Annotated in this window: 19 protein-coding genes; 9 read left to right on the plus strand and 10 right to left on the minus strand. The window is 60.0% G+C overall.

All coding sequences use genetic code 11. From position 1 onward, the window contains the following. Nucleotides 1-44 precede the first annotated feature (44 nt). The 3 genes from AC07VO_RS14295 to AC07VO_RS14305 form a co-directional block, all read right to left on the minus strand. Nucleotides 45-464: an organic hydroperoxide resistance protein gene (locus AC07VO_RS14295; protein WP_018930027.1), complete on the minus strand. Its 420-nt coding sequence runs from the start codon at nt 462-464 to the stop codon at nt 45-47. Nucleotides 465-731: 267 nt separating this feature from the next. Beyond that, nucleotides 732-1193, minus strand: coding sequence for a MarR family winged helix-turn-helix transcriptional regulator (locus tag AC07VO_RS14300; RefSeq protein WP_192351043.1), 462 nt, complete (start codon nt 1191-1193; stop codon nt 732-734). Between the two features lie 69 nt (nt 1194-1262). Beyond that, a complete protein-coding gene (locus AC07VO_RS14305; protein ID WP_086944663.1) occupies nt 1263-2219 on the minus strand; it encodes a LysR family transcriptional regulator in 957 nt (318 codons plus the stop codon). A 124-nt stretch (nt 2220-2343) separates the two neighbouring features. Here AC07VO_RS14305 and AC07VO_RS14310 point away from each other — a divergent pair, with 124 nt between their 5' ends. Beyond that, nucleotides 2344-3078 (plus strand): sulfite exporter TauE/SafE family protein, encoded by a 735-nt coding sequence (locus AC07VO_RS14310; RefSeq protein WP_081626569.1) that lies wholly within the window; start codon nt 2344-2346, stop codon nt 3076-3078. Here the strand turns inward: AC07VO_RS14310 and AC07VO_RS14315 are convergent. Further along, nucleotides 3068-3922, minus strand: a complete 855-nt coding sequence (locus AC07VO_RS14315) for a LysR substrate-binding domain-containing protein (protein ID WP_018930024.1) — start codon at nt 3920-3922, stop codon at nt 3068-3070. The genes AC07VO_RS14310 and AC07VO_RS14315 overlap by 11 nt on opposite strands. A 96-nt stretch (nt 3923-4018) precedes the next feature. Between AC07VO_RS14315 and AC07VO_RS14320 the strand changes: the two genes are divergently transcribed. Beyond that, on the plus strand, nt 4019-4234 hold the full coding sequence (locus tag AC07VO_RS14320) for a DUF1127 domain-containing protein (RefSeq protein ID WP_018930023.1): 216 nt from the start codon (nt 4019-4021) through the stop codon (nt 4232-4234). Between the two features lie 64 nt (nt 4235-4298). Next, complete coding sequence (locus tag AC07VO_RS14325; protein ID WP_495007599.1) at nt 4299-5528, plus strand: winged helix-turn-helix domain-containing protein; 1230 nt, start codon at nt 4299-4301, stop codon at nt 5526-5528. Nucleotides 5529-5642: 114 nt separating this feature from the next. On the opposite strand, the gene AC07VO_RS14330 is transcribed toward AC07VO_RS14325, so the two are convergent. Continuing rightward, nucleotides 5643-6989, minus strand: a complete 1347-nt coding sequence (locus AC07VO_RS14330) for a class II 3-deoxy-7-phosphoheptulonate synthase (protein WP_007899909.1) — start codon at nt 6987-6989, stop codon at nt 5643-5645. A 148-nt stretch (nt 6990-7137) separates the two neighbouring features. Between AC07VO_RS14330 and AC07VO_RS14335 the strand changes: the two genes are divergently transcribed. Beyond that, nucleotides 7138-7893: a spermidine synthase gene (locus AC07VO_RS14335; protein ID WP_007940010.1), complete on the plus strand. Its 756-nt coding sequence runs from the start codon at nt 7138-7140 to the stop codon at nt 7891-7893. A 57-nt stretch (nt 7894-7950) separates the two neighbouring features. Here the strand turns inward: AC07VO_RS14335 and AC07VO_RS14340 are convergent, their stop codons facing one another. Continuing rightward, the gene (locus tag AC07VO_RS14340) at nt 7951-8742 is read right to left on the minus strand and encodes a crotonase/enoyl-CoA hydratase family protein (protein WP_064616732.1); all 792 of its coding nucleotides are present in this window, start codon (nt 8740-8742) and stop codon (nt 7951-7953) included. A 421-nt stretch (nt 8743-9163) separates the two neighbouring features. Here AC07VO_RS14340 and AC07VO_RS14345 point away from each other — a divergent pair, with 421 nt between their 5' ends. Further along, on the plus strand, nt 9164-10837 hold the full coding sequence (locus AC07VO_RS14345) for a DEAD/DEAH box helicase (protein WP_018930020.1): 1674 nt from the start codon (nt 9164-9166) through the stop codon (nt 10835-10837). A gap of 109 nt (nt 10838-10946) precedes the next feature. Here AC07VO_RS14345 and AC07VO_RS14350 read toward each other — a convergent pair whose 3' ends face one another. Next, on the minus strand, nt 10947-11714 hold the full coding sequence (locus tag AC07VO_RS14350) for a DODA-type extradiol aromatic ring-opening family dioxygenase (protein ID WP_018930019.1): 768 nt from the start codon (nt 11712-11714) through the stop codon (nt 10947-10949). A gap of 103 nt (nt 11715-11817) precedes the next feature. On the opposite strand from AC07VO_RS14350, the gene AC07VO_RS14355 reads away from it, so the two are divergent. Beyond that, nucleotides 11818-12474, plus strand: a complete 657-nt coding sequence (locus AC07VO_RS14355) for a thiopurine S-methyltransferase (RefSeq protein WP_192350975.1) — start codon at nt 11818-11820, stop codon at nt 12472-12474. Nucleotides 12475-12691: 217 nt separating this feature from the next. Here AC07VO_RS14355 and htpX read toward each other — a convergent pair whose 3' ends face one another. Further along, a complete protein-coding gene (htpX, locus tag AC07VO_RS14360) occupies nt 12692-13579 on the minus strand; it encodes a protease HtpX (protein WP_008075669.1) in 888 nt (295 codons plus the stop codon). A 317-nt stretch (nt 13580-13896) separates the two neighbouring features. Continuing rightward, entirely contained in the window at nt 13897-15108 is a 1212-nt protein-coding gene (locus AC07VO_RS14365) for a pyridoxal phosphate-dependent aminotransferase (protein ID WP_007940017.1), read from the minus strand. Between the two features lie 226 nt (nt 15109-15334). Here AC07VO_RS14365 and msrB point away from each other — a divergent pair, with 226 nt between their 5' ends. From msrB to AC07VO_RS14380, 3 genes are all read left to right on the plus strand, one after another. Further along, a complete protein-coding gene (gene msrB, locus AC07VO_RS14370) occupies nt 15335-15730 on the plus strand; it encodes a peptide-methionine (R)-S-oxide reductase MsrB (RefSeq protein ID WP_007940018.1) in 396 nt (131 codons plus the stop codon). Nucleotides 15731-15884: 154 nt separating this feature from the next. Then, the gene (locus AC07VO_RS14375; RefSeq protein ID WP_192350977.1) at nt 15885-16370 is read left to right on the plus strand and encodes a glutathione peroxidase; all 486 of its coding nucleotides are present in this window, start codon (nt 15885-15887) and stop codon (nt 16368-16370) included. Continuing rightward, entirely contained in the window at nt 16367-16828 is a 462-nt protein-coding gene (locus AC07VO_RS14380; RefSeq protein WP_007940020.1) for a MarR family winged helix-turn-helix transcriptional regulator, read from the plus strand. The genes AC07VO_RS14375 and AC07VO_RS14380 overlap by 4 nt, the downstream gene beginning before the upstream one ends. On the opposite strand, the gene AC07VO_RS14385 is transcribed toward AC07VO_RS14380, so the two are convergent. Continuing rightward, nucleotides 16812-19133 carry a hybrid sensor histidine kinase/response regulator gene (locus AC07VO_RS14385; RefSeq protein WP_018930015.1) on the minus strand — a complete coding sequence of 774 codons (2322 nt, stop codon included), beginning with the start codon at nt 19131-19133 and terminating at the stop codon, nt 16812-16814. The genes AC07VO_RS14380 and AC07VO_RS14385 overlap by 17 nt on opposite strands. Between the last annotated feature and the right edge of the window lie 58 nt (nt 19134-19191).

The raw sequence follows: 19191 nt of genomic DNA on the forward strand, positions 1-19191 counted from the left end.
CATTGAGTCGGGCTTTTTTGTGGGCGAATGATCAAGATCAGTGATTAAACGGCAACGTGCAGGCGCACATCGACGTTGCCACGCGTGGCGTTGGAGTACGGGCAGACCTGGTGGGCGGCGTCGACCAGGCTTTGTGCATCGGCTTGTTCAAGGCCCGGCAGGCTGATGTGCAGGTCGATGTCCAGGCCGAAACCACCAGGGATCTGGCCGATGCCGACATGGGCAGTGATCGAGGCGTCGTCGGGGATTTTGCGTTTGGTCTGGCTGGCGACGAATTTCAGCGCGCCGATGAAGCAGGCGGAATAGCCGGCGGCGAACAATTGTTCAGGGTTGGTTGCCGCACCGCCGGCGCCACCGAGTTCTTTCGGGGTCGCGAGTTTGACGTCGAGGACGTTGTCGCTGGAGATCGAACGACCGTCACGGCCGCCGGTGGAGGTTGCGATTGCGGTGTAGAGAGTTTGCATGGTGTGAGCCTCGTTTCGGATTGGGTGTTTCGCGCTAAATGTTTGCGCGCTAAGTAAGTGCGAAGTGAATGTAGCTCGCTAATATTTAGCGCGCAAGATAAATTTTTGAAAAAAACTGACCCTGCCCATCACCTGGAGATTCGATCAGGCGGGAGATGCTTGAGATAGAGGCTTTCGTGCGGGATTTATGCGAAGTGAATTTTTTTGCGACGGGGGAGGACGCCTTCGCGGGCGATCCGACTTGCCCGCGAAGAACGATAACGCGGTCTAAAGGCTGTCTTGCAGGTGGCTGCGCAGCTCCTGGAGATCCGCTTGCAGCTTCTTCAACTGCTCCAGCGTCTGCCCGCTGGCGCCGAGGATGCACTGCGGAATATCGCGCGCTTTGTCTCGCAGCGCATGGCCTTGCTCGGTGAGTTCGACAATCACCACCCGTTCATCTTCGCGGCTGCGGGTGCGGCTCAGCAGGCCTTCGGCTTCCAGGCGTTTGAGCAGCGGGGTGAGGGAGCCGGGGTCGGTCAGTAGTCGGCTGCTGATTTCGCCGACCGTCAATCCGTCCTTTTCCCACAACACCATCATTGCCAGGTACTGCGGATACGTCAGGCCCAGCGCTTGCAACAGCGGCTTGTAAACCTTGGTCATCAGCAATGAAGTGGAATGCAGGGCGAAGCAGACCTGATTATCCAGCAGCAGGTTATCGCAGTTGTCCGGGGTGTCGCGGTCGGTGTTCATTTCAAAGCCTTGATCAGTGATCGTCATGAATCTAGCGGGCGAATCTTTAATGCGCCAGATAATTATGGACTAGTGGCGGTCCAGGTTGGTTTGCAGCGCCAGATCCCACGGTGGGATGGGGCTGAAACGGGTCTTCAGGTATTCCAGCAGCAAGCGGCTACGCGAACTGGGCTGCTGCTCCAGGCGTAACGCATAAATACCGGTGCTTTCCGGTTTTGGCAGACCTTGTTCGCAGAACAGCGGTAGCAGTTCGCCGCGCAATAAATATTCACTGGCCAACCAGGTCGGCAGATGCGCGACACCCAGCCCGGCCAGTGCGCCGCAGACCAGCGCCTCGGCGTTATTGGCGCTCATGCGGATTCGCGCAGGCCGGTGCAAATGCATCTGCCCATCCCGCTCGAAGCGCCAGGCGAACGGCGGAGCCAGGCCGTCCCAATCCAGACCGTCGTGGTCGACCAATTGCGCCGGCTCGGTCGGCACGCCACGGCGTTGCAGGTAATCGGGGCTGGCGCAGGCGATGCGCACCATGCTCGCCAGCGGCGTGGCCACCAGCCGGGTATCGGCCATTTGCCCGGCACGCAGTACCAGGTCGACCTTGCCCAGGTTCGAACCCTGCATGTCGACAAAGCTGTCGATCAGGTGCAATTGCACGTCGAGGCCGGGGTAAAGGGTCAGGAAGTCGGCAATCACCGGTGCCAGATGGCGTCGTCCGAACGCTGCCGGCGCATCGACCCGAATCAAGCCTTCCGGCGCGTTGCTCAGGGACACCGCTTCCGCCCGCGCCAGCCGCAGTTCCGCGACGATCCTCCGCGCGCGCTCGGCAAAGGCCAAACCTGCCGGGGTAGCCCGCACCGCGTGGGTGCTGCGAATGAACAGCTGACTGCCGACGGCGCTTTCCAGGCTATCGATACGTCGCGCCACCGCCGATGGCGTCAGGGGATGACGGCGGGATGCAGCGGAAAAACTGCCGGTCTCCAGCACATCCAGAAACAGTCCGAGTTGTTCGGTCAATTGATTGGGGTTCATGGCTTCGTCAACGCTTGTGCGAATTTGGCACAGCCATTGTGCGTTGCTATGCGTTTCCCTGCCAGAGCCGACTGCGTAGGATGAGCGGCCTGACAAGAGGAAACCGCCTGTGATTGAGTTCGTGATGTACCTGGTTTTTGGCGCCGCCATGGGCACCCTCGGCGGGCTCTTCGGCATTGGTGGCGGGTTGGTGGCGATTCCGCTGCTGGGCGTGTGGTGCGGTCTCGATCAGCAGGTCGCCCAAGGCACGGCGCTGGTGATGGTGGTGCCGAACGTGATGCTGGCGCTATGGCGTTATCACCAGCGCAATCGCATCGAATTGCGTCATGCGCTGCCATTGGCTTCGATGGGATTTTGCTTCGCCTGGATCGGTTCGATCTGGGCGGTGGGCATCGATGCGCAAACCATGCGCGTGGGGTTTGTCGCGTTCCTGGTCGCGCTGTCGGCCTACAACCTGATGCGAATGTTCACCGCCACTGCGCCGGCGTCTTCACAGATGCATTATTCATGGCCGTGGCTGGGTGTGCTCGGCGCGGCTTCCGGGACCATGGGCGGGTTGTTTGGCGTGGGTGGGGCGGTGGTGGCCACGCCGGTGTTGACCAGTCTGTTCGGTACCAGCCAAGTGGTTGCCCAGGGCTTGTCGCTGGCACTGGCATTGCCGAGCACGGGCGTCACGTTGGCGACTTATGCGGTGCACCATCAGGTGCACTGGGCGATCGGTATTCCATTGGCAGTCGGTGGATTGATGAGCATCAGTTGGGGCGTGAGAATCGCCCACGCACTGCCGGAGCGGCTGTTGCGCGGGCTGTTCTGTGGGTTTCTGGTGTGCTGCGCGGTGATGCTCGCCTTTAAAGTTTGAAGCCTTCGACGATGTGCTCGGCCAGGCATTCGGTGATCGGTGAAGGGTTGTTCAGGTTGCGGATCAGCATGATGCTGGCTTCCGGCAACAGCGGCAGGTCTTCGTCGGCGCCAAGGATGCGCATGTCTGGCGTGATCAGGCTTTCCAGTTGCGCGGTGATCGCAAGCCCCGCGCTGACCACTGCCATCAATGCCGACAGGCTGGAGCTGTTGTAGGCAATGCGATAATCGCGACCCATGGCTTCCAGCGCATTACACGCCCAGGCACGGCAGAAACAATCGCTATTGAACATCGCCAGCGGCAGCGGCGTCTGCTCGTGGGCGTTGAAGCATTGGGCCTCGGCCCAGACAAAGCGCTCCTTGCGCAACAACTGGCCGATCTCGTTACCCGGCTCGCGGGTGACGATGGACAGGTCCAGGTCCTGGCGCTGCAACAGTTGCCGGGTCGATTCGCAATGAACCTCGATCTGGATCAGCGGGTAGAACTGCGCGAAGCGCGACAGGATGCCCGGCAGAAAGCGCATCACGTAATCGTCGGGTGTGCCGATGCGCACCGTGCCGACCATGTGCGGCTCGCGCAGGGTATTGAAGACTTCGCTGTGGAGTTTGAGGATGCGCCGCGCATAGCCGAGCAACACCTGGCCTTCGGCGGTCAGCTTGACCTGGCGCCCGTCGCGTTCGAACAGCTGGCGCTGCAACACGTCTTCTTCCAGACGTTTCATCTGCATGCTCACCGCCGACTGGGTGCGGTTGACCATTTCCCCGGCGCGGGTAAAGCCGCCCTGATCAGCGATCGCGACGAAGGTGCGCAGTACATCGGTGTCGATACTGGGGTAGGCGGACATTCATCAATCTCCGAGATGTATGCCATCAGAAACATTCGTTGGATTGATCTTAGCGCTGCGGCGAGACTGGATCCATCCCTAAAGGAGGGCTACACGATGAAAGGTCACAACGAGCATGTAACGGAACAAAAATTCTCAATCCACGCGGTATCCGATCTGCTGCACAAGTTTAGTCGCTGGTACGAACTTCACCGTGAACGTGAATTACTGGCGAGCTTGAGCGACGAAGCACTGAAGGATATCGGCGTGAGCCGCGCAGATGTGGAGCATGAGGCAGTAAGACCGTTCTGGGATGATCCGATGCACAAATGATGATGCCATCGCTACACAAACCACTTTCGGGTGAGGTAGGTTGCGAGCAGACAAGGAGATGCTCATGCCCGCCACACTGTCCTTTTCCCTCAAACAGGCTCGGCGTCTGGCGCTGGCTGCCCAAGGGTTCAACGGGCGCCAGCCGCCGGCGGCGATCAAACCGGTTCAGCTCAACCGGCTGATCGAACGGCTCGGCATTCTGCAGATCGATTCGGTCAATGCATTGGTGCGTTCGCACTACCTTCCCGTGTTTTCCCGTCTTGGCAATTATTCAACCGACTTGCTCGATCAGGCTGCCTGGAGTCAGGGCCGCCGGCGCACGTTATTCGAGTATTGGGGCCACGAAGCTTCGTTATTACCGTTGTCGATGTACCCCTTGATGCGCTGGCGCATGCAGCGCGCTTCCCGTGGCGAAGATATCTACCAGCAACTGGCGCGTTTCGGTCGTGAGCAGCAGGACACGATTCGCCGTGTTTTAGCGTCGGTCCAGAAGCTCGGTGCGCTGGGGGCGGGCAGCCTGTCGACCCGTCAGGAACGGGCAGGGCCGTGGTGGGACTGGAGCGCTGAAAAGCATGCGCTTGAATGGTTGTTCGCCGCCGGTGAAGTGACCGTGGCCAGCCGGCGCGGGTTCGAACGGCTTTATGATTTGCCGGAACGGGTGATTCCTTCGGCGCTCTTACAGCAGCCCTTGCTCAGTGAAGCCGAAGCCCAGCGCGGGTTATTGCTGCATGCGGCCACGGCGTTGGGCGTCGGCACGGAAAAGGACCTGCGGGACTATTTTCGCTTGAGCCCGGCAGACAGCCGGCCGCGTCTGGCGGAACTGGTCGAGGGCGGAAAGCTGCTGGTCTGTGGAGTTGAAGGCTGGCGGCAACCGGCTTATTGCCTGGCTGAGCCGAAAGTGCCGCGCAAGGTTGAGGCCAGTGCGCTGCTTTCGCCATTCGATTCGCTGATTTGGGTGCGCAGCCGTACCGAGCGATTGTTCGATTTCCGTTATCGGCTGGAGATTTATACGCCGCAGCATAAGCGCGTCTACGGCTATTACGTCTTGCCGTTTTTGCACAATGAGCGGATTGCTGCGCGGGTCGACTTGCGAGCCGAACGAGCGTCAGGCCGGTTGGCGGTGCATGCCGTGCATGAGGAAGAGCCGGGGCTGGATGATGAAGGGATGCTGGCGTTGGCGGTCAAACTACGGCGGATGGCGGACTGGTTGGGGCTCGAGCGGGTTCAGCTGAATTGCCCGCGGGCGAGTGCGGCGCGGTTGCGGGGGGCGTTGGCTCAATTCAGTGTTGTTTGAATTGACGCCTTCGCGGGCAAGCCTCGCTCCTACAGGTTTTATGTCGTCCACCGGAAATGTGAACGACCCAAAACCTGTAGGAGCGAGGCTTGCCCGCGAAGGGCTTAACGCGATTTAACGCCGGACTTGCTTCAGGGTCTCGGCAATCAAAAACGCCAGTTCCAGCGACTGATCGGCATTCATCCGCGGGTCGCAATGGGTGTGATAACGATCCGACAACCCATCTTCGGTAATCGGCCGCGCGCCGCCGATGCATTCGGTGACGTTCTGCCCGGTCATTTCGATGTGGATGCCGCCGGCATAACTGCCTTCCGCTTCGTGAACCTGGAAGAACTGCTTCACCTCGCCAAGGATCTGCGCGAAGTCGCGGGTCTTGTAGCCGCTGCTGGCCTTGATGGTGTTGCCGTGCATCGGGTCGGAGCTCCAAAGCACTTGCTTGCCTTCGCGCTGCACCGCGCGAATCAGCTGCGGCAGGTGATCGCCGACCTTGTTCGCGCCCATCCGCGCAATCAGGTTCAGGCGACCCGGGTCGTTGTCCGGGTTGAGCACATCGATCAGGCGAATCAGGTCTTCAGGGTTCATGCTCGGGCCGACCTTGACCCCGATCGGGTTATGCACCCCGCGCAGGAATTCGACGTGAGCACCGTCCAGTTGACGTGTACGGTCACCGATCCACAGCATGTGGGCCGAGCAGTCGTAGTAGTCGTTGGTCAGGCTGTCGCGACGCACGAAGGCTTCTTCGTAGTTCAGCAGCAGCGCTTCGTGGGCGGTGAAGAAACTGGTTTCGCGCAGTTGCGGCGAGCTGTCCATGCCGCAGGCGCGCATGAAGGCCAGGGTTTCATCGATGCGATCGGCCAGGTGGCTGTATTTCTCGGCCAGTGCCGAGTTGGCGATGAAGTCCAGGTTCCATTTGTGTACCTGATGCAGATCGGCAAAGCCGCCCTGGGCAAAGGCGCGCAGCAGGTTCAGGGTCGCAGTGGACTGATGGTAGGACTGCAGCAGACGATCCGGGTCCGGTACGCGGCTTTTTTCGTCGAAACCGATGCCGTTGACGATGTCGCCACGGTAGGCCGGCAGCGTCACGCCGTTGATGGTTTCATCATTGGCCGAACGGGGTTTGGCGAACTGACCGGCCATGCGTCCGACTTTGACCACCGGGCAACCGGCCGCGAAGGTCATGACGATCGCCATTTGCAGCAACACTTTAAAGGTGTCGCGAATTTTCGCGGCGGAGAATTCGGCGAAGCTTTCGGCGCAGTCGCCGCCCTGCAACAGAAATGCCCGGCCCTGGGTGACTTCGGCAAACTGACGGCGCAACTCCCGCGCTTCACCGGCAAACACCAGTGGCGGATAGCTCGCCAGGGTTTGCTCGACGTGCAGCAAATGCGCCGCGTCGGGGTATTGAGGTTGTTGCTGGATCGGCAGGGCGCGCCAGCTGTCAGGGCTCCAGGGTTGGCTCATCGCAGTCTCTAGTGTTTTACGCTCGGACGGTTATGTTATCAGCAATTAGTGCGTGACCTGCTCCCGTCGCTTCGCGGACAATCGCGCCTTTGCCGCTTTATGTTGCGGTTTATCGTGTTGCCGGGGCCGGTAACGATCAGGAGACGAAATGACTGAGGAGCGCGTCGAGCATCTGCTCGCCGAGGTGCAGGATGAGTTCGGCGTGATTCGCGTGCTGGAAGTGGCCGATTACCGTTTTCTGGAGTTCGGTGACGCCATCGAACAGAGCTGCGTGTTCACCGCCGACCCTAGCTGGCTCGAGTACGATTACACCCGCGCGATGCTGATTGGTGCGCTGTGCCACGAGCAGCCGGAAAGCGCGCTGTTCCTCGGCCTTGGTGCTGGGACACTGACCCAGGCTTGCTTGAAGTTCCTGCCACTGGAAGATGTCGAAGCCATCGAGCTACGCCCTGACGTACCGCGCCTGGCCATCGAATACCTGGGGCTGGATGACGATCCGCGGCTGTACATCCGCGTCGGCGATGCGCTGGAGTTGCTCGATACGGCTGAACCGGCCGATCTGATTTTCGTCGACCTGTATACCGATGTCGGGCCGGGTGTCGGGCATCTGGCCTGGAGCTTTCTGGAAAACTGTCAGAAACGCTTGAATCCGGGGGGCTGGCTGGTGATCAACCAGTGGGCTACCGACGACGGCAAGCCGTTGGGTGCAGCGTTGTTGCGCGGTCTCTATCACCGGCATTACTGGGAACTGCCGGTGAAGGAGGGCAACGTGATTCTGATCGTGCCATCGGAGCTGGATCAGGAGTTGGACATGGAAGGGCTGATCGCCCGCGCGGAAGGCCTGGCGCCGCGGTTGGGGTATTCGTTGCAATCGCTGATCAAGGATATTCGGCCGGCGACTTAATGCGATGAGGTCATTTGTGGCGAGGGAGCTTGCTCCCTCGCCACAAAAGCCGATCTGTCAGCAGCCTTTGAAGACGCCTGGCCGCTTCTCGATCATCGACCGCACACCCTCCTTGGCGTCCTCGCTGTTGAGCAGTTTCTTCACCAGTGCCGGCAATGCTTGGGTCGCAGCAATTTCACCCTCGTAGTGCGCCTGTCGCGCAGACATCAACGTCGCCTGAACCCCCAGCGGTGCCTGCCTCGCAATCCTCTCGGCCAACTCGATCGCCCGTGGCAGCAAGTCCTCGCTGGCCATGACTTCCTGCACCAGGCCCAGATGCAAGGCGTCATGTGCATCGAATTCATCGCCGGTGAGCAGCCAGCGCATGGCGTTGCCCCAACCGGCGACCTGATGCAGGCGCAAGGTGGCGCCACCGAACGGGAGGAGTCCGCGCTGCACTTCCTTTTGGGCAAAACGGGTATTGCTGGCGCACAGGTTGATGTCGGCGGCCAGCATCAATTCGATGCCCGCGGTCAGGCAGTAGCCTTGCGCCGCGACAATCACCGGTTTGCTGACGCGGGGGCCGCCGAACACGCCCCAGGGATCGCAGCCACCGGGTGGTGCCTGCCAGCCTTCGGCCAGGGCTGCGCCGGCGCTGACCAGGTCGAGCCCGGCAGTGAAATGCTCGCCATGGCCGAACACCACCGCGACCCGCGCCTCACTGTCGGCTTCGAATTCCCCATAGGCCAGGCTGAGCGCATTGAGCAGGTCGAGGTCGAAGGCATTGCGCTTGGCCACCCGATCCAGGCCGATCATCAGGACATGACCGTGTCTTTCACGGGTGACACGACTGGGGCTGGGCTGATTCATGGAGCATTTCCTCGGGCGGGAAGGGGGCGTCAGACCAAAGGTCTGCGTCGCAAGGGTGAACCGTTTTAGCGCCATCGTCAGCAGGGCCGGGCCTTTGCAAAATAGACGGTTGTACGATTATCCGCAAAGCCCGTGACACAACGGCGTATGCCGGTTTTTTCCGATAAAAAAAGCTCCCTTTTTTGCCGAATTCCGGTATAGTGCGCGCCGGCCTTTAAACGGGCCGCGTTTAGGTAGCGCAATTCCCCGAAGCCAGCTTCGGCTGCACGTCCGCCCCGCGGACTCTTCCTTGACGATTCTTTTCATTCATTCGTTTTCGCAAATCCCCGCCGACAAAGCTGCCAGGGCGACTCTTGAGTCTCAACACGGCATGCGCAGCTTTGGAGCATGGGTCTTTGCGGATGCACTTAGAGGCAGACCCATGACCCAGGAAATCGGCGGCTTCGCCGCTCTTGAACTTCACCCTAATATTGTCGCTGCAGTAGTCGCTACCGGCTATGAAGAGCCTTCGGCCATTCAGCAGCAGTCGATCCCGATCATTCTCGCCGGTCACGATATGATTGGCCAGGCGCAAACCGGTACCGGTAAAACCGCTGCCTTTGCCCTGCCGATCCTGCACCGCATTGATCCGTCCAAGCGCGAGCCGCAAGCTCTGATCCTGGCCCCAACTCGTGAGTTGGCGCTACAAGTTGCAACCGCTTTCGAAACCTACGCCAAGCAAATGCCGGGCGTAACTGTTGTGGCTGTCTACGGCGGCGCGCCGATGGGCCCACAATTGAAAGCAATCCGTAATGGCGCACAGATTGTTGTCGCCACTCCGGGCCGTCTGTGCGACCACCTGCGTCGCGACGAAAAAGTCCTGGCTACCGTGAACCACCTGGTTCTCGACGAAGCGGACGAAATGCTCAAGCTGGGCTTCATGGACGACCTGGAAGTTATCTTCAAGGCCATGCCGGAAACCCGTCAGACCGTATTGTTCTCGGCCACCCTGCCGCAATCGATCCGTGCCATCGCCGAACGCCACCTGCGCGATCCGAAGCATGTGAAGATCCAGAGCAAGACTCAGACCGTTACCGCGATCGAACAGGCTCACCTGTTGGTTCACGCTGACCAGAAGACTTCTGCCGTTCTCAGCTTGCTGGAAGTGGAAGATTTCGACGCCCTGATCATGTTCGTGCGCACCAAGCAAGCGACCCTGGACCTGGCCAGTGCCCTGGAAGCCAAAGGCTACAAAGCCGCTGCGCTGAACGGTGACATTGCTCAGAACCAGCGTGAGCGCGTCATCGAATCCCTCAAGGATGGCCGTCTGGACATCGTTGTGGCGACCGACGTTGCCGCTCGTGGCCTGGACGTTCCGCGTATCACTCACGTGTTCAACGTTGATATGCCGTACGACCCGGAATCCTACGTTCACCGTATCGGCCGTACCGGCCGTGCCGGTCGCGAAGGTCGCGCGCTGCTGCTGGTCACTCCTCGTGAGCGCCGCATGCTGCAAGTGATCGAGCGTGTTACCGGTCAGAAAGTTGCCGAAGTTCGCCTGCCGGACGCTCAAGCTGTTCTCGATGCCCGCATCAAGAAACTGACCAACAGCCTGTCGCCGCTGGTAGGTGATGCCGAGTCGACTCACGGTGATCTGCTGGATCGTCTGACTGCCGACATCGGTTGCAGCCCGCGTGCCCTGGCCGCAGCTCTGCTGCGCAAGGCTACCAACGGTCAAGCGCTGACCCTGGCCGCGATCGAGAAAGAACGTCCGCTGGTGCCGAACAATGCACCGCGTGGCGATCGTCCAGAGCGTTCCGGTGATCGTCCGGACCGTGGTGACCGCGAGCGTCGTGCTCCGATCCCGCTGGCTGAAGGCCGTGCTCGTTGCCGTACCGCGCTGGGCGCGCGTGATGGTATCGCTGCCAAGAACCTGCTGGGCGCCATCCTCAACGAAGGTGGTCTGGCGCGTGAAGCCATCGGTCGCATTCAGGTGCGTGACAGCTTCAGCCTCGTCGAGCTGCCGGAAGATGGTCTGGAGCGTCTGCTGACCAAACTGAAGGACACTCGCGTTGCCGGTAAGCAGTTGAAGCTGCGTCGCTACCGCGAAGATTGATCTGCCCCCGGGCTGATTGATCGCACATAAAAAATCCCCGACTGGTTCGGGGATTTTTTTTGCCTGCTGTTTTGTGTCCGGCGTTTGAGCGGGGGCGGCGGTCGACTTATTAGTCGAAACGATAGATATCCATCCCCAGCGCCCCCATGGTGAACCCTTGGTGCACAATGCTGAACTCGCCCCCGGCCGCGCGGGCGAAGTACAGCGGTAACAGATGTTCGTCACTCGGGTGGTTGCGCACCGCGTTCGGTGCTTGCTGGCGATAGTCGTGTAGCGCGGCTTCATCGTTCGCTTCGAGTTTTTCGATCATCCAGTCGCGGAACGCCTTGGCCCAGGGTTCGACGCTTTCCGGGCCGGCGTGCCAGTCCAGTTCGCGCAGGTTGTGGGTGATGCTGCCAGAGCCGATCAACAGCACGCCGCGCTCACGCAGGCTGGCCAGGGCATGTCCGACGCGGGTTTGTAGCGCCGGGCCGCCACGGGTGGGCAGCGAGACCTGCACCACCGGGACATCGGCCTGCGGGTACATCAACGACAAGGGTACCCAAACGCCGTGGTCGAAGGGGCGCTTGGCGTCGATGCGCGCAGGCAGGCCATCGGTCTTCAGCAGCTCGACAACCTCTGTCGCCAGTTGCGGGCTGCCGGGTGCCGGGTACTGCACCTCGAACAAGGCCCGCGGAAAACCGCCGAAGTCGTGCCAGGTTTCGGGTTGGGGGTTGCCGCCGACCAGCAATTCGCTGCTTTCCCAGTGCGCGGAAACGATCACGATGGCTTTGGGCTTGGGCATTGTCGCGGCCAGATTCGCAAGGGCCGGCCCACTGGCGCCAGGTTCCAGGGCCAGCATGGGGGAGCCATGAGAGATATACAGGCTGGGGAACATAATTGAGCTCCGGAGAGTAAGATGGCAGCATCTTCAGTCAGATCATTGATCTAAATCTAATATAAGTTTTAGAGTCTTTTGATCGAATTTTTCGGGGTTAATTATGCAGCCGGAGTTTTGGCACAAACGGTGGGCGTCGAATCAGATCGGCTTTCATCTGCCGGAAGTAAATCCCTATCTGCAACGGTTCTGGCCGCAACTGGGCCTTGATGAAGGTTCTCGCGTACTGGTGCCGTTGTGTGGCAAGAGCCTGGACCTGTTGTGGCTGGCGCACTGCGGTCATGAGGTGCTGGGTATCGAGTTGTCGGAAAAGGCCATCGAGGACTTTTTCAATGAGCATCAACTGGACCCGGCAATCAGCGAGCAGGGACCTTTCAACGTCTATCGGGCCGGGTCGATCGAGTTGTGGTGCGGCGATTTCTTCGAGTTGACGGCAGGCGATGTTGCCGATTGCAACGCACTGTACGACCGCGCGGCGCTGATCGCGTTGCCGCCAGCGATGCGTGAACAATACGCGGCTCATCTGATCCGGATTCTGCCGAAGGATTCTTTAGGGATTTTGATTACGCTGGATTACGACCAGACGCAAATGGCCGGACCGCCATTTGCTGTGCTTGATGACGAAGTGCAACGGCTGCTGGGGGCTTCGTGGGAGCTGAAGATCCTGGAAGACCAGGACGTCCTGGGTGAGAGCTGGAAGTTTCTCGAGGCCGGTGTCACGCGGCTTGAGGAGCGTGTGTATCGGGTTTCCAGCCATTAAGGTGTGTTGAGCTTGCTGGCCTCTTCGCGGGCAAGTTGGATCGCCGCACCGCTCGCTCCTACAGGCTTTGTGTAATTCGCCGATTATGTGAACGACACAAGACCTGTAGGAGCGAGGCTTGCCCGCGAAGAGGGCCTGAAGAGCACCGCATTAATCAAACAGACAAAAAAAGGCCCGCATTCACTGCGGGCCTTTTCTTTTAGTGCTGCGGAAGCTGTCAGCCCCGGCGACGCAGTGCGTCGATGCGTTCTTCCAGCGGCGGGTGGCTCATGAACATGCGGGCGAACCCTTGTTTGAGACCACCGTTGATGCCGAAGGCATTCAGGGTATCCGGCATGTGCACCGGCAACCCTTGTTCGGCACGCAGGCGCTGCAGGGCACCGATCATTGCGCTGGTACCGGCCAGGCGTGCGCCGGCGTCGTCGGCGCGGAATTCGCGCTTGCGCGAGAACCACATGACGATGGCGCTGGCCAGGATGCCCAGGACCAGTTCAGCGAAGATGGTCGCCACGTAGTAGGCGATACCCTGGCCTTCTTCGTTCTTGAAGATCACCTTGTCGACAAAGTTGCCGATGATCCGGGCGAAGAACATCACGAAGGTGTTCACCACGCCCTGGATCAGCGCCAGGGTGACCATGTCGCCATTGGCCACGTGACCGATTTCGTGGGCCAGAACGGCTTTCACTTCATCCGGCGAGAAACGCTCGAGCAAGCCCTGGCTGACCGCGACCAGTGCGTCGTTCTTGTTCCAGCCGGTGGCGAAGGCGTTGGCTTCATAGGCCGGGAAAATCCCGACTTCGGGCATCTTGATCCCGGCTTCGCGGGACAGTTGCTCGACGGTTTGCAGCAGCCATTGCTCATGCCGGGTGCGCGGCTGGCTGATGATCTGGGTGCTGGTGCTCATTTTCGCCATCCACTTGGAGATGAACAGCGAGAACAGGGAACCGGCGAAACCAAAGACCGCACAGAAAATCAGCAGCTGATTGAGGTTGAGATCAACCCCGTTGGCCGCCATGAACCCGTTGAAGCCGAAAAGGCTCAGGGTGATGCTGGCAATCAGCACGACCGCCAGGTTAGTGGCCAAAAACAGCAAAATGCGCATCATGGTTGTAGAAATCTCCTCGTGCTAAAGATGTAGCGTACTGCGGGGTATATAAGGTGCTGCACCGGGCTATTCAACCGGGTGACTATTTCAAACTGTGTCCTACGGCAACAGTCTAGCTGCTTGAAGGGCATTTCCGACGTCGACATGGGAAACGGTTGTCAGCCGATTAGCTTCACAGGCCCCCGCCGTTATTGGGCGTGGGCATGAAGCGTGTCGTCAGTCAGCGCTTGAAACAACGAGGCAGGGCAGGGCGCACAGAAGTGTTGCTGAATTAATCACCGTGCGACTTTTATCCGCGTCGCACGGTGACAGGCCATTTACTGGCGATAGGACTTGAGGAAGTTGCCGATCCGGCCAATGGCCTGATCCAGGTCGTCGACCCGTGGCAGGGTGACCACGCGGAAATGGTCTGGCCATGGCCAGTTGAAGGCCGTGCCTTGTACCACCAGCAGCTTTTCCGAGAGCAGCAGGTCGAGCACGAATTTCTCGTCGTTGTGGATCGGGCAGACTTTCGGATCGATCCGCGGGAACGCATACAGCGCACCCATCGGTTTGACGCAGCTCACGCCCGGAATGTCGTTGAGCAGTTCCCAGGTACGATTACGCTGTTCCAGCAGACGCCCTTGGGGCAATACCAGATCGTTGATGCTCTGATAACCACCGAGTGCGGTCTGGATTGCGTGCTGGCTCGGCACGTTGGCACACAGGCGCATATTAGCCAGCATGTCGATGCCTTCGATGTAGCTCTGGGCGTGGTGTTTCGGGCCGGAAATGGCGATCCAGCCGGAGCGGAAGCCGGCCACGCGATAGGACTTGGACAGGCCGTTGAAGGTCAGGCACAGCAGGTCCGGTGCCAGCGAGGCGGTGCAGATGTGCACGGCGTCGTCGTACAGGATCTTGTCGTAGATCTCGTCGGAGAACACCACCAGATTGTGCTGACGGGCCAGTTCCAGCATGCCCAGCAGGACTTCTTTCGAATACACCGCGCCGGTCGGGTTGTTCGGGTTGATGATCACCAGGGCCTTGGTGTTCGGGGTGATCTTGGCCTTGATGTCGGCCAGGTCCGGCCACCAGTTGGCCTGCTCGTCGCACAGGTAATGCACCGGGTTGCCACCCGCCAGGCTCACTGCGGCGGTCCACAGCGGATAGTCGGGGGCCGGTACCAGCACTTCGTCGCCGTTGTTGAGCAGGGCCTGCATCGACATCACGATCAGCTCGGAAACGCCGTTGCCCAGGTAAATGTCTTCAATGCCGACGCCTTCCACCTGCTTTTGCTGGTAGTACTGCATCACGGCTTTACGGGCGCTGAACAGGCCTTTGGAGTCGCTGTAGCCCTGGGCGGTCGGCAGGTTGCGGATCACGTCCTGAAGAATTTCGTCCGGCGCTTCGAAACCAAAGGGCGCCGGGTTGCCGATGTTCAGCTTGAGGATGCGATGACCTTCCTCTTCCAGGCGTTTGGCGTGCTTGAGCACTGGGCCGCGAATGTCGTAGCAGACGTTGGCGAGCTTGTTCGATTTGCTGACCTGCATGGCGATGTGTTCCCGAAAATGAACGATCCAGGCGGCGTGTGAACGACCGTGCTGGGAATCCTGCGTATTCACACAGGCCTGACGCCTTGAGTGGCGGCACTCATAAATCCGTTTGAATGCGCGTGGTCTGGCTGCCAGACTGGCGTTTGACGAGGCGCAATCATACGTGCCGCCCGATCCGTGGAAAAGGTACAGATCGGGCTTTTTCAGCTGCTGAGGTGTATCAATGGAAAAGTTGGAAAAAACCCTGGAAGAATGGCGGGCCATGCTTGATCCGGAGCAGTACAACGTTTGCCGCCTCAAGGGCACCGAGCGACCGTTCTCCGGTAAATACAACGGCACCAAAACCGACGGCGTTTACCACTGCATCTGCTGCAACGCACCGCTGTTCGACTCCAAAACCAAGTTCGATTCCGGCTGCGGCTGGCCGAGCTTCTATGCGCCGATTGGCGACAGCGCGATGGTCGAGATCCGTGATATCAGCCACGGCATGATCCGTACCGAAGTGGTCTGCGCCAAATGCGATGCGCACCTTGGGCATGTGTTCCCGGACGGTCCGCCGCCAACCGGTTTGCGTTATTGCATCAACTCGGTGTGCCTGGACCTCGTTCCCCGCGAATAATCTGCTGATGTCGTGCGCTTGATTTGTATACGCAGGAGCAGCCTCCGGCAGCTCCTGCAATGATGTTCGCGTGCCGGGCATCTATTGATTTATTAAATTGCACACAATTCAATTGCTCGCTATGTTTGATCTTCCTTCATTCGGAGTTCGTGCCATGAGCGACAACCTGCTGAGCATCCCTTGCACCACCATCAAGGGGGAGCAAAAGACCCTGGCCGATTTCGCCGGTAAAGCGGTGCTGGTGGTCAACACCGCCAGCAAATGTGGTTTCACCCCGCAGTACAAAGGCCTCGAAGAGCTCTGGCAGAGCTACAAGGATCAAGGTTTGGTGGTACTCGGCTTTCCCTGCAATCAGTTCGGCCAGCAGGAGCCGGGCGACGAAGGGGCGATTTCCGAGTTCTGCGAGCTGAATTACGGGGTGAGTTTCCCGCTGTTCAAGAAGATCGAAGTCAACGGTGCCGGCGCTCATCCGCTGTTCGTTCAGCTGAAAAAACGCGCGCCAGGTGTATTGGGTTCCCAGGGCATCAAATGGAACTTCACCAAGTTCCTGATCGGCAAGGACGGTCAACTGGTCAAGCGCTTTGCTCCGGCAACCAAGCCGCAAGCGCTGCGCCGCGAGATCGAAGCCCTGCTCAAATGAACACGTTGTCAGTTGATTCGCTGAAACTCGACAGTCAGCTCTGCTTCAAGCTGTACGCCGCTTCTCGGGCGGTGATCCGTGCCTACAAGCCGATGCTCGATCAACTGGGCCTGACCTACCCGCAATACCTGGCGATGCTGGTGCTGTGGGAATGGCAGGAGGCGGCGCCAGAGCAACCGACGGTCAAGGCGCTGGGTGAGCGCCTGGCGCTGGATTCCGGAACCCTGACGCCGCTGCTCAAGCGTCTTGAGCAACTGCAACTGGTGCAGCGCCAGCGTTCGGCGCGCGATGAGCGCGAGGTGCACTTGAGCCTGTCGTCCACCGGCAAGGCCTTGCGCGATCAGGTCGGGCCGCTCAAGGCCCGCCTGTTGTGCGATAGCGGTGTCGATCTGGATCGCCTGAATGAGCTGCGCGATGGTCTTGATCACCTGTTGGGGCAAATCAAATCGCTGTCGTAGTGGGTATCCACAAGTCGAGCAGGGCCGCCAGTTCTTCCCGGCGGAAGGGTTTGGCCAGGTAGTCGCTCATGCCCGCCGCACGGCAACGTTCGCGTTCTTCGGACATGGCGTTGGCGGTCAGGGCGACGATGGGCAGTTGTGGCCAGCGCCCGCTGCGACGGATCTGCCGGCTGGCTTCATAACCGTCCATCACCGGCATGTTGCAGTCCATCAGCACCAGGTCGAATTCGCTGTGTTCGAGCTGATCCAGGGCTTCGGCGCCATGGGCCGCGACGCTCACCTCGCAGCCGAGTTTGCCGAGCATGCCCTTGGCCACCAACTGATTGACCGGGTTGTCCTCCACCAGCAGGATGCGCCCGCGTCGCTGGGGCGAGAGGACTTCGACCCGGGCACCGTTGATCGTGTTGAGTTCCGGCTGCAGGATCCGTCGCAATGTCTGGTAAAGCGCATTGCGCGCCAACGGTCGCGCCTGTTGCTGCAAAGGTGCCAGGGCGCTGGCTTGCTCGCTGGGCAGGAAACTGCCGTATGCGGTCACCAGCAGAATCGGCGCGGTTAAAGTTGGGCGCAGGCCAAACAGGCATTCGGGACAGTCGGTGATCAACACATCCGGTTTCAGACCGATCAATCGGTCATCGATGGAACGTTGTTGATAGCCGAGCCCCCATTCGGGCAATAGATTCTGTAGCAGTTCCGCCAGTCCGCTGCTGGCGGCCGTGATCGCGACGATGTTGCCTTGCAGAGCTGCTGGCGGGATGGCGCGGGTGTGGCAGGGCAGCGGCAGGTCGGCGCAGAACTGACTGCCGAAGCCTGCTTCCGAGCTGATCGTCAGACGCCCCTGCATGGCTTCGCAGAGGTTGTAAGTCAGCGCCAGGCCCAGCCCGGTACCGCCGAATTGCCGGGTAATGCCGGCACCGGCCTGGGTAAAGGGCTGGAAGATTTTGACCTGTGCGTCCTGGGCAATGCCGATGCCAGTGTCGCAGACCTCGATTCGCACGCCGTCTTCGAACGTTGAAAGACGCACATCGACCCGCCCGAAGCGGGTGAACTTGAGGGCGTTGGACAACAGGTTGCTGACGATCTGCCGGACCCGGGTCGGATCACCGAGTACCAGCGCGGGAAATTGCGGGTCGATCAGGCACGTCAGCTCGACGCTCGGCGCGGCGTTCTGGGACAGCAGGTTGGCGGTGTCTTCGATCAGCGAGCCGAGGTCGAATGGAATGTGTTCGAGTTCCAGCTGGCCGGCATCGAATTTCGACAGGTCGAGAATATCGTTGAGCAGCTCCACCAGCACTTTGCCCGAGTCATGGGCGATGGACAGCTGTTGCTGCTGCTCGGCATTGAGCGGGCCGTCCAGCGAGAGCGCGATCATCCCCAGCAGACCGTTGAGAGGCGTGCGGATTTCATGGCTCATGTTGGCCAGGAACACCGAGCGTGCCTCGGCCATGTCCAGGGCGGTGCGGCGGGCGACTTCCAGTTCCTCGTTGGACTGGCTGAGCCGCGAGTTGATGGCCTTGAGTTCCGCCGTACGGGCCGAGACGATATTTTCCAGTTGCGAGAGGTAGTCGGTCAGGCGGTTTTCGGCATTGCGCCGCTGCTGGATCTCGGTGGCAATATTATCGAACTGTTGATTGGCGACCTTGACCAAGACGCCGATTTCATCGTTTTCATGCCCCGCCGGATACTCCAGCCAGGTCGGCTCCGCGCTGCGCGGATCACGACCACTGAGTTCTCGGATGACCCGTACCAGCGGCTTGGTCAGCATCACGTAAAACAGCGCCAGCAGAATGCCCGTAAGGATCAGGCTGCGCGCGAAGCCATTGAGCAGGGTCACTTCGGCCCGGCGCAGGAAACGACTGCCGAAAGTGTAGGTATCGACATCCAGGTGCAAGGTCCCGAGGGATTCGTCCGGCAAGTGGTCGAGGTAAAGACGGTCTTCAAACTGTCGGTTGGCGCCGAACAGGAAGTCGCTGAGCACCCGGTAATTGTTTTCCAGGCCCGGACGTTTGGCGCTGGCCAGCACGGTATTGTTGTTGTCGGTCAATTTCGCGCCGATGATCGCCGGGGAGCGCAGCAAGCCCAGGATCAGTTCCTGGGCGAGTTCGGCATCGATGTTGTAGGCGATGCGAGACGCGGGGTTATGGCTGATTTCCAGCAACGACAGGATTTCGCGGTTGATGGAGGCGTCTTCGCTGGCATAATCGATGCCTATTTGCACAAGGCTGAGCAGCGTGCCCAGAATGAAACCGACCAGCACCGTAAGCTTGGCTTGCTTGTACGACAGCCGCTGGCTGAACTTGATATCCATGGGGTGTTGAACCACTTCCGTTTCCCTTCGCTGCTCAAGCATAGTCGATCATCAATGG

Source organism: Pseudomonas sp. GW821-FHT03E01 (assembly GCF_059420765.1).

What these genes read in the sequence shown, in the direction of transcription:
- AC07VO_RS14295 (WP_018930027.1), bottom strand. Translation starts at nt 464, where the DNA reads ATGCAAACTCTCTACACCGCAATCGCAACCTCCACCGGCGGCCGTGAC.
- AC07VO_RS14300 (WP_192351043.1), bottom strand. Translation starts at nt 1,193, where the DNA reads ATGAACACCGACCGCGACACCCCGGACAACTGCGATAACCTGCTGCTG.
- AC07VO_RS14305 (WP_086944663.1), bottom strand. Translation starts at nt 2,219, where the DNA reads ATGAACCCCAATCAATTGACCGAACAACTCGGACTGTTTCTGGATGTG.
- AC07VO_RS14310 (WP_081626569.1), top strand. Translation starts at nt 2,344, where the DNA reads ATGTACCTGGTTTTTGGCGCCGCCATGGGCACCCTCGGCGGGCTCTTC.
- AC07VO_RS14315 (WP_018930024.1), bottom strand. Translation starts at nt 3,922, where the DNA reads ATGTCCGCCTACCCCAGTATCGACACCGATGTACTGCGCACCTTCGTC.
- AC07VO_RS14320 (WP_018930023.1), top strand. Translation starts at nt 4,019, where the DNA reads ATGAAAGGTCACAACGAGCATGTAACGGAACAAAAATTCTCAATCCAC.
- AC07VO_RS14325 (WP_495007599.1), top strand. Translation starts at nt 4,299, where the DNA reads ATGCCCGCCACACTGTCCTTTTCCCTCAAACAGGCTCGGCGTCTGGCG.
- AC07VO_RS14330 (WP_007899909.1), bottom strand. Translation starts at nt 6,989, where the DNA reads ATGAGCCAACCCTGGAGCCCTGACAGCTGGCGCGCCCTGCCGATCCAG.
- AC07VO_RS14335 (WP_007940010.1), top strand. Translation starts at nt 7,138, where the DNA reads ATGACTGAGGAGCGCGTCGAGCATCTGCTCGCCGAGGTGCAGGATGAG.
- AC07VO_RS14340 (WP_064616732.1), bottom strand. Translation starts at nt 8,742, where the DNA reads ATGAATCAGCCCAGCCCCAGTCGTGTCACCCGTGAAAGACACGGTCAT.
- AC07VO_RS14345 (WP_018930020.1), top strand. Translation starts at nt 9,164, where the DNA reads ATGACCCAGGAAATCGGCGGCTTCGCCGCTCTTGAACTTCACCCTAAT.
- AC07VO_RS14350 (WP_018930019.1), bottom strand. Translation starts at nt 11,714, where the DNA reads ATGTTCCCCAGCCTGTATATCTCTCATGGCTCCCCCATGCTGGCCCTG.
- AC07VO_RS14355 (WP_192350975.1), top strand. Translation starts at nt 11,818, where the DNA reads ATGCAGCCGGAGTTTTGGCACAAACGGTGGGCGTCGAATCAGATCGGC.
- htpX (WP_008075669.1), bottom strand. Translation starts at nt 13,579, where the DNA reads ATGATGCGCATTTTGCTGTTTTTGGCCACTAACCTGGCGGTCGTGCTG.
- AC07VO_RS14365 (WP_007940017.1), bottom strand. Translation starts at nt 15,108, where the DNA reads ATGCAGGTCAGCAAATCGAACAAGCTCGCCAACGTCTGCTACGACATT.
- msrB (WP_007940018.1), top strand. Translation starts at nt 15,335, where the DNA reads ATGGAAAAGTTGGAAAAAACCCTGGAAGAATGGCGGGCCATGCTTGAT.
- AC07VO_RS14375 (WP_192350977.1), top strand. Translation starts at nt 15,885, where the DNA reads ATGAGCGACAACCTGCTGAGCATCCCTTGCACCACCATCAAGGGGGAG.
- AC07VO_RS14380 (WP_007940020.1), top strand. Translation starts at nt 16,367, where the DNA reads ATGAACACGTTGTCAGTTGATTCGCTGAAACTCGACAGTCAGCTCTGC.
- AC07VO_RS14385 (WP_018930015.1), bottom strand. Translation starts at nt 19,133, where the DNA reads ATGGATATCAAGTTCAGCCAGCGGCTGTCGTACAAGCAAGCCAAGCTT.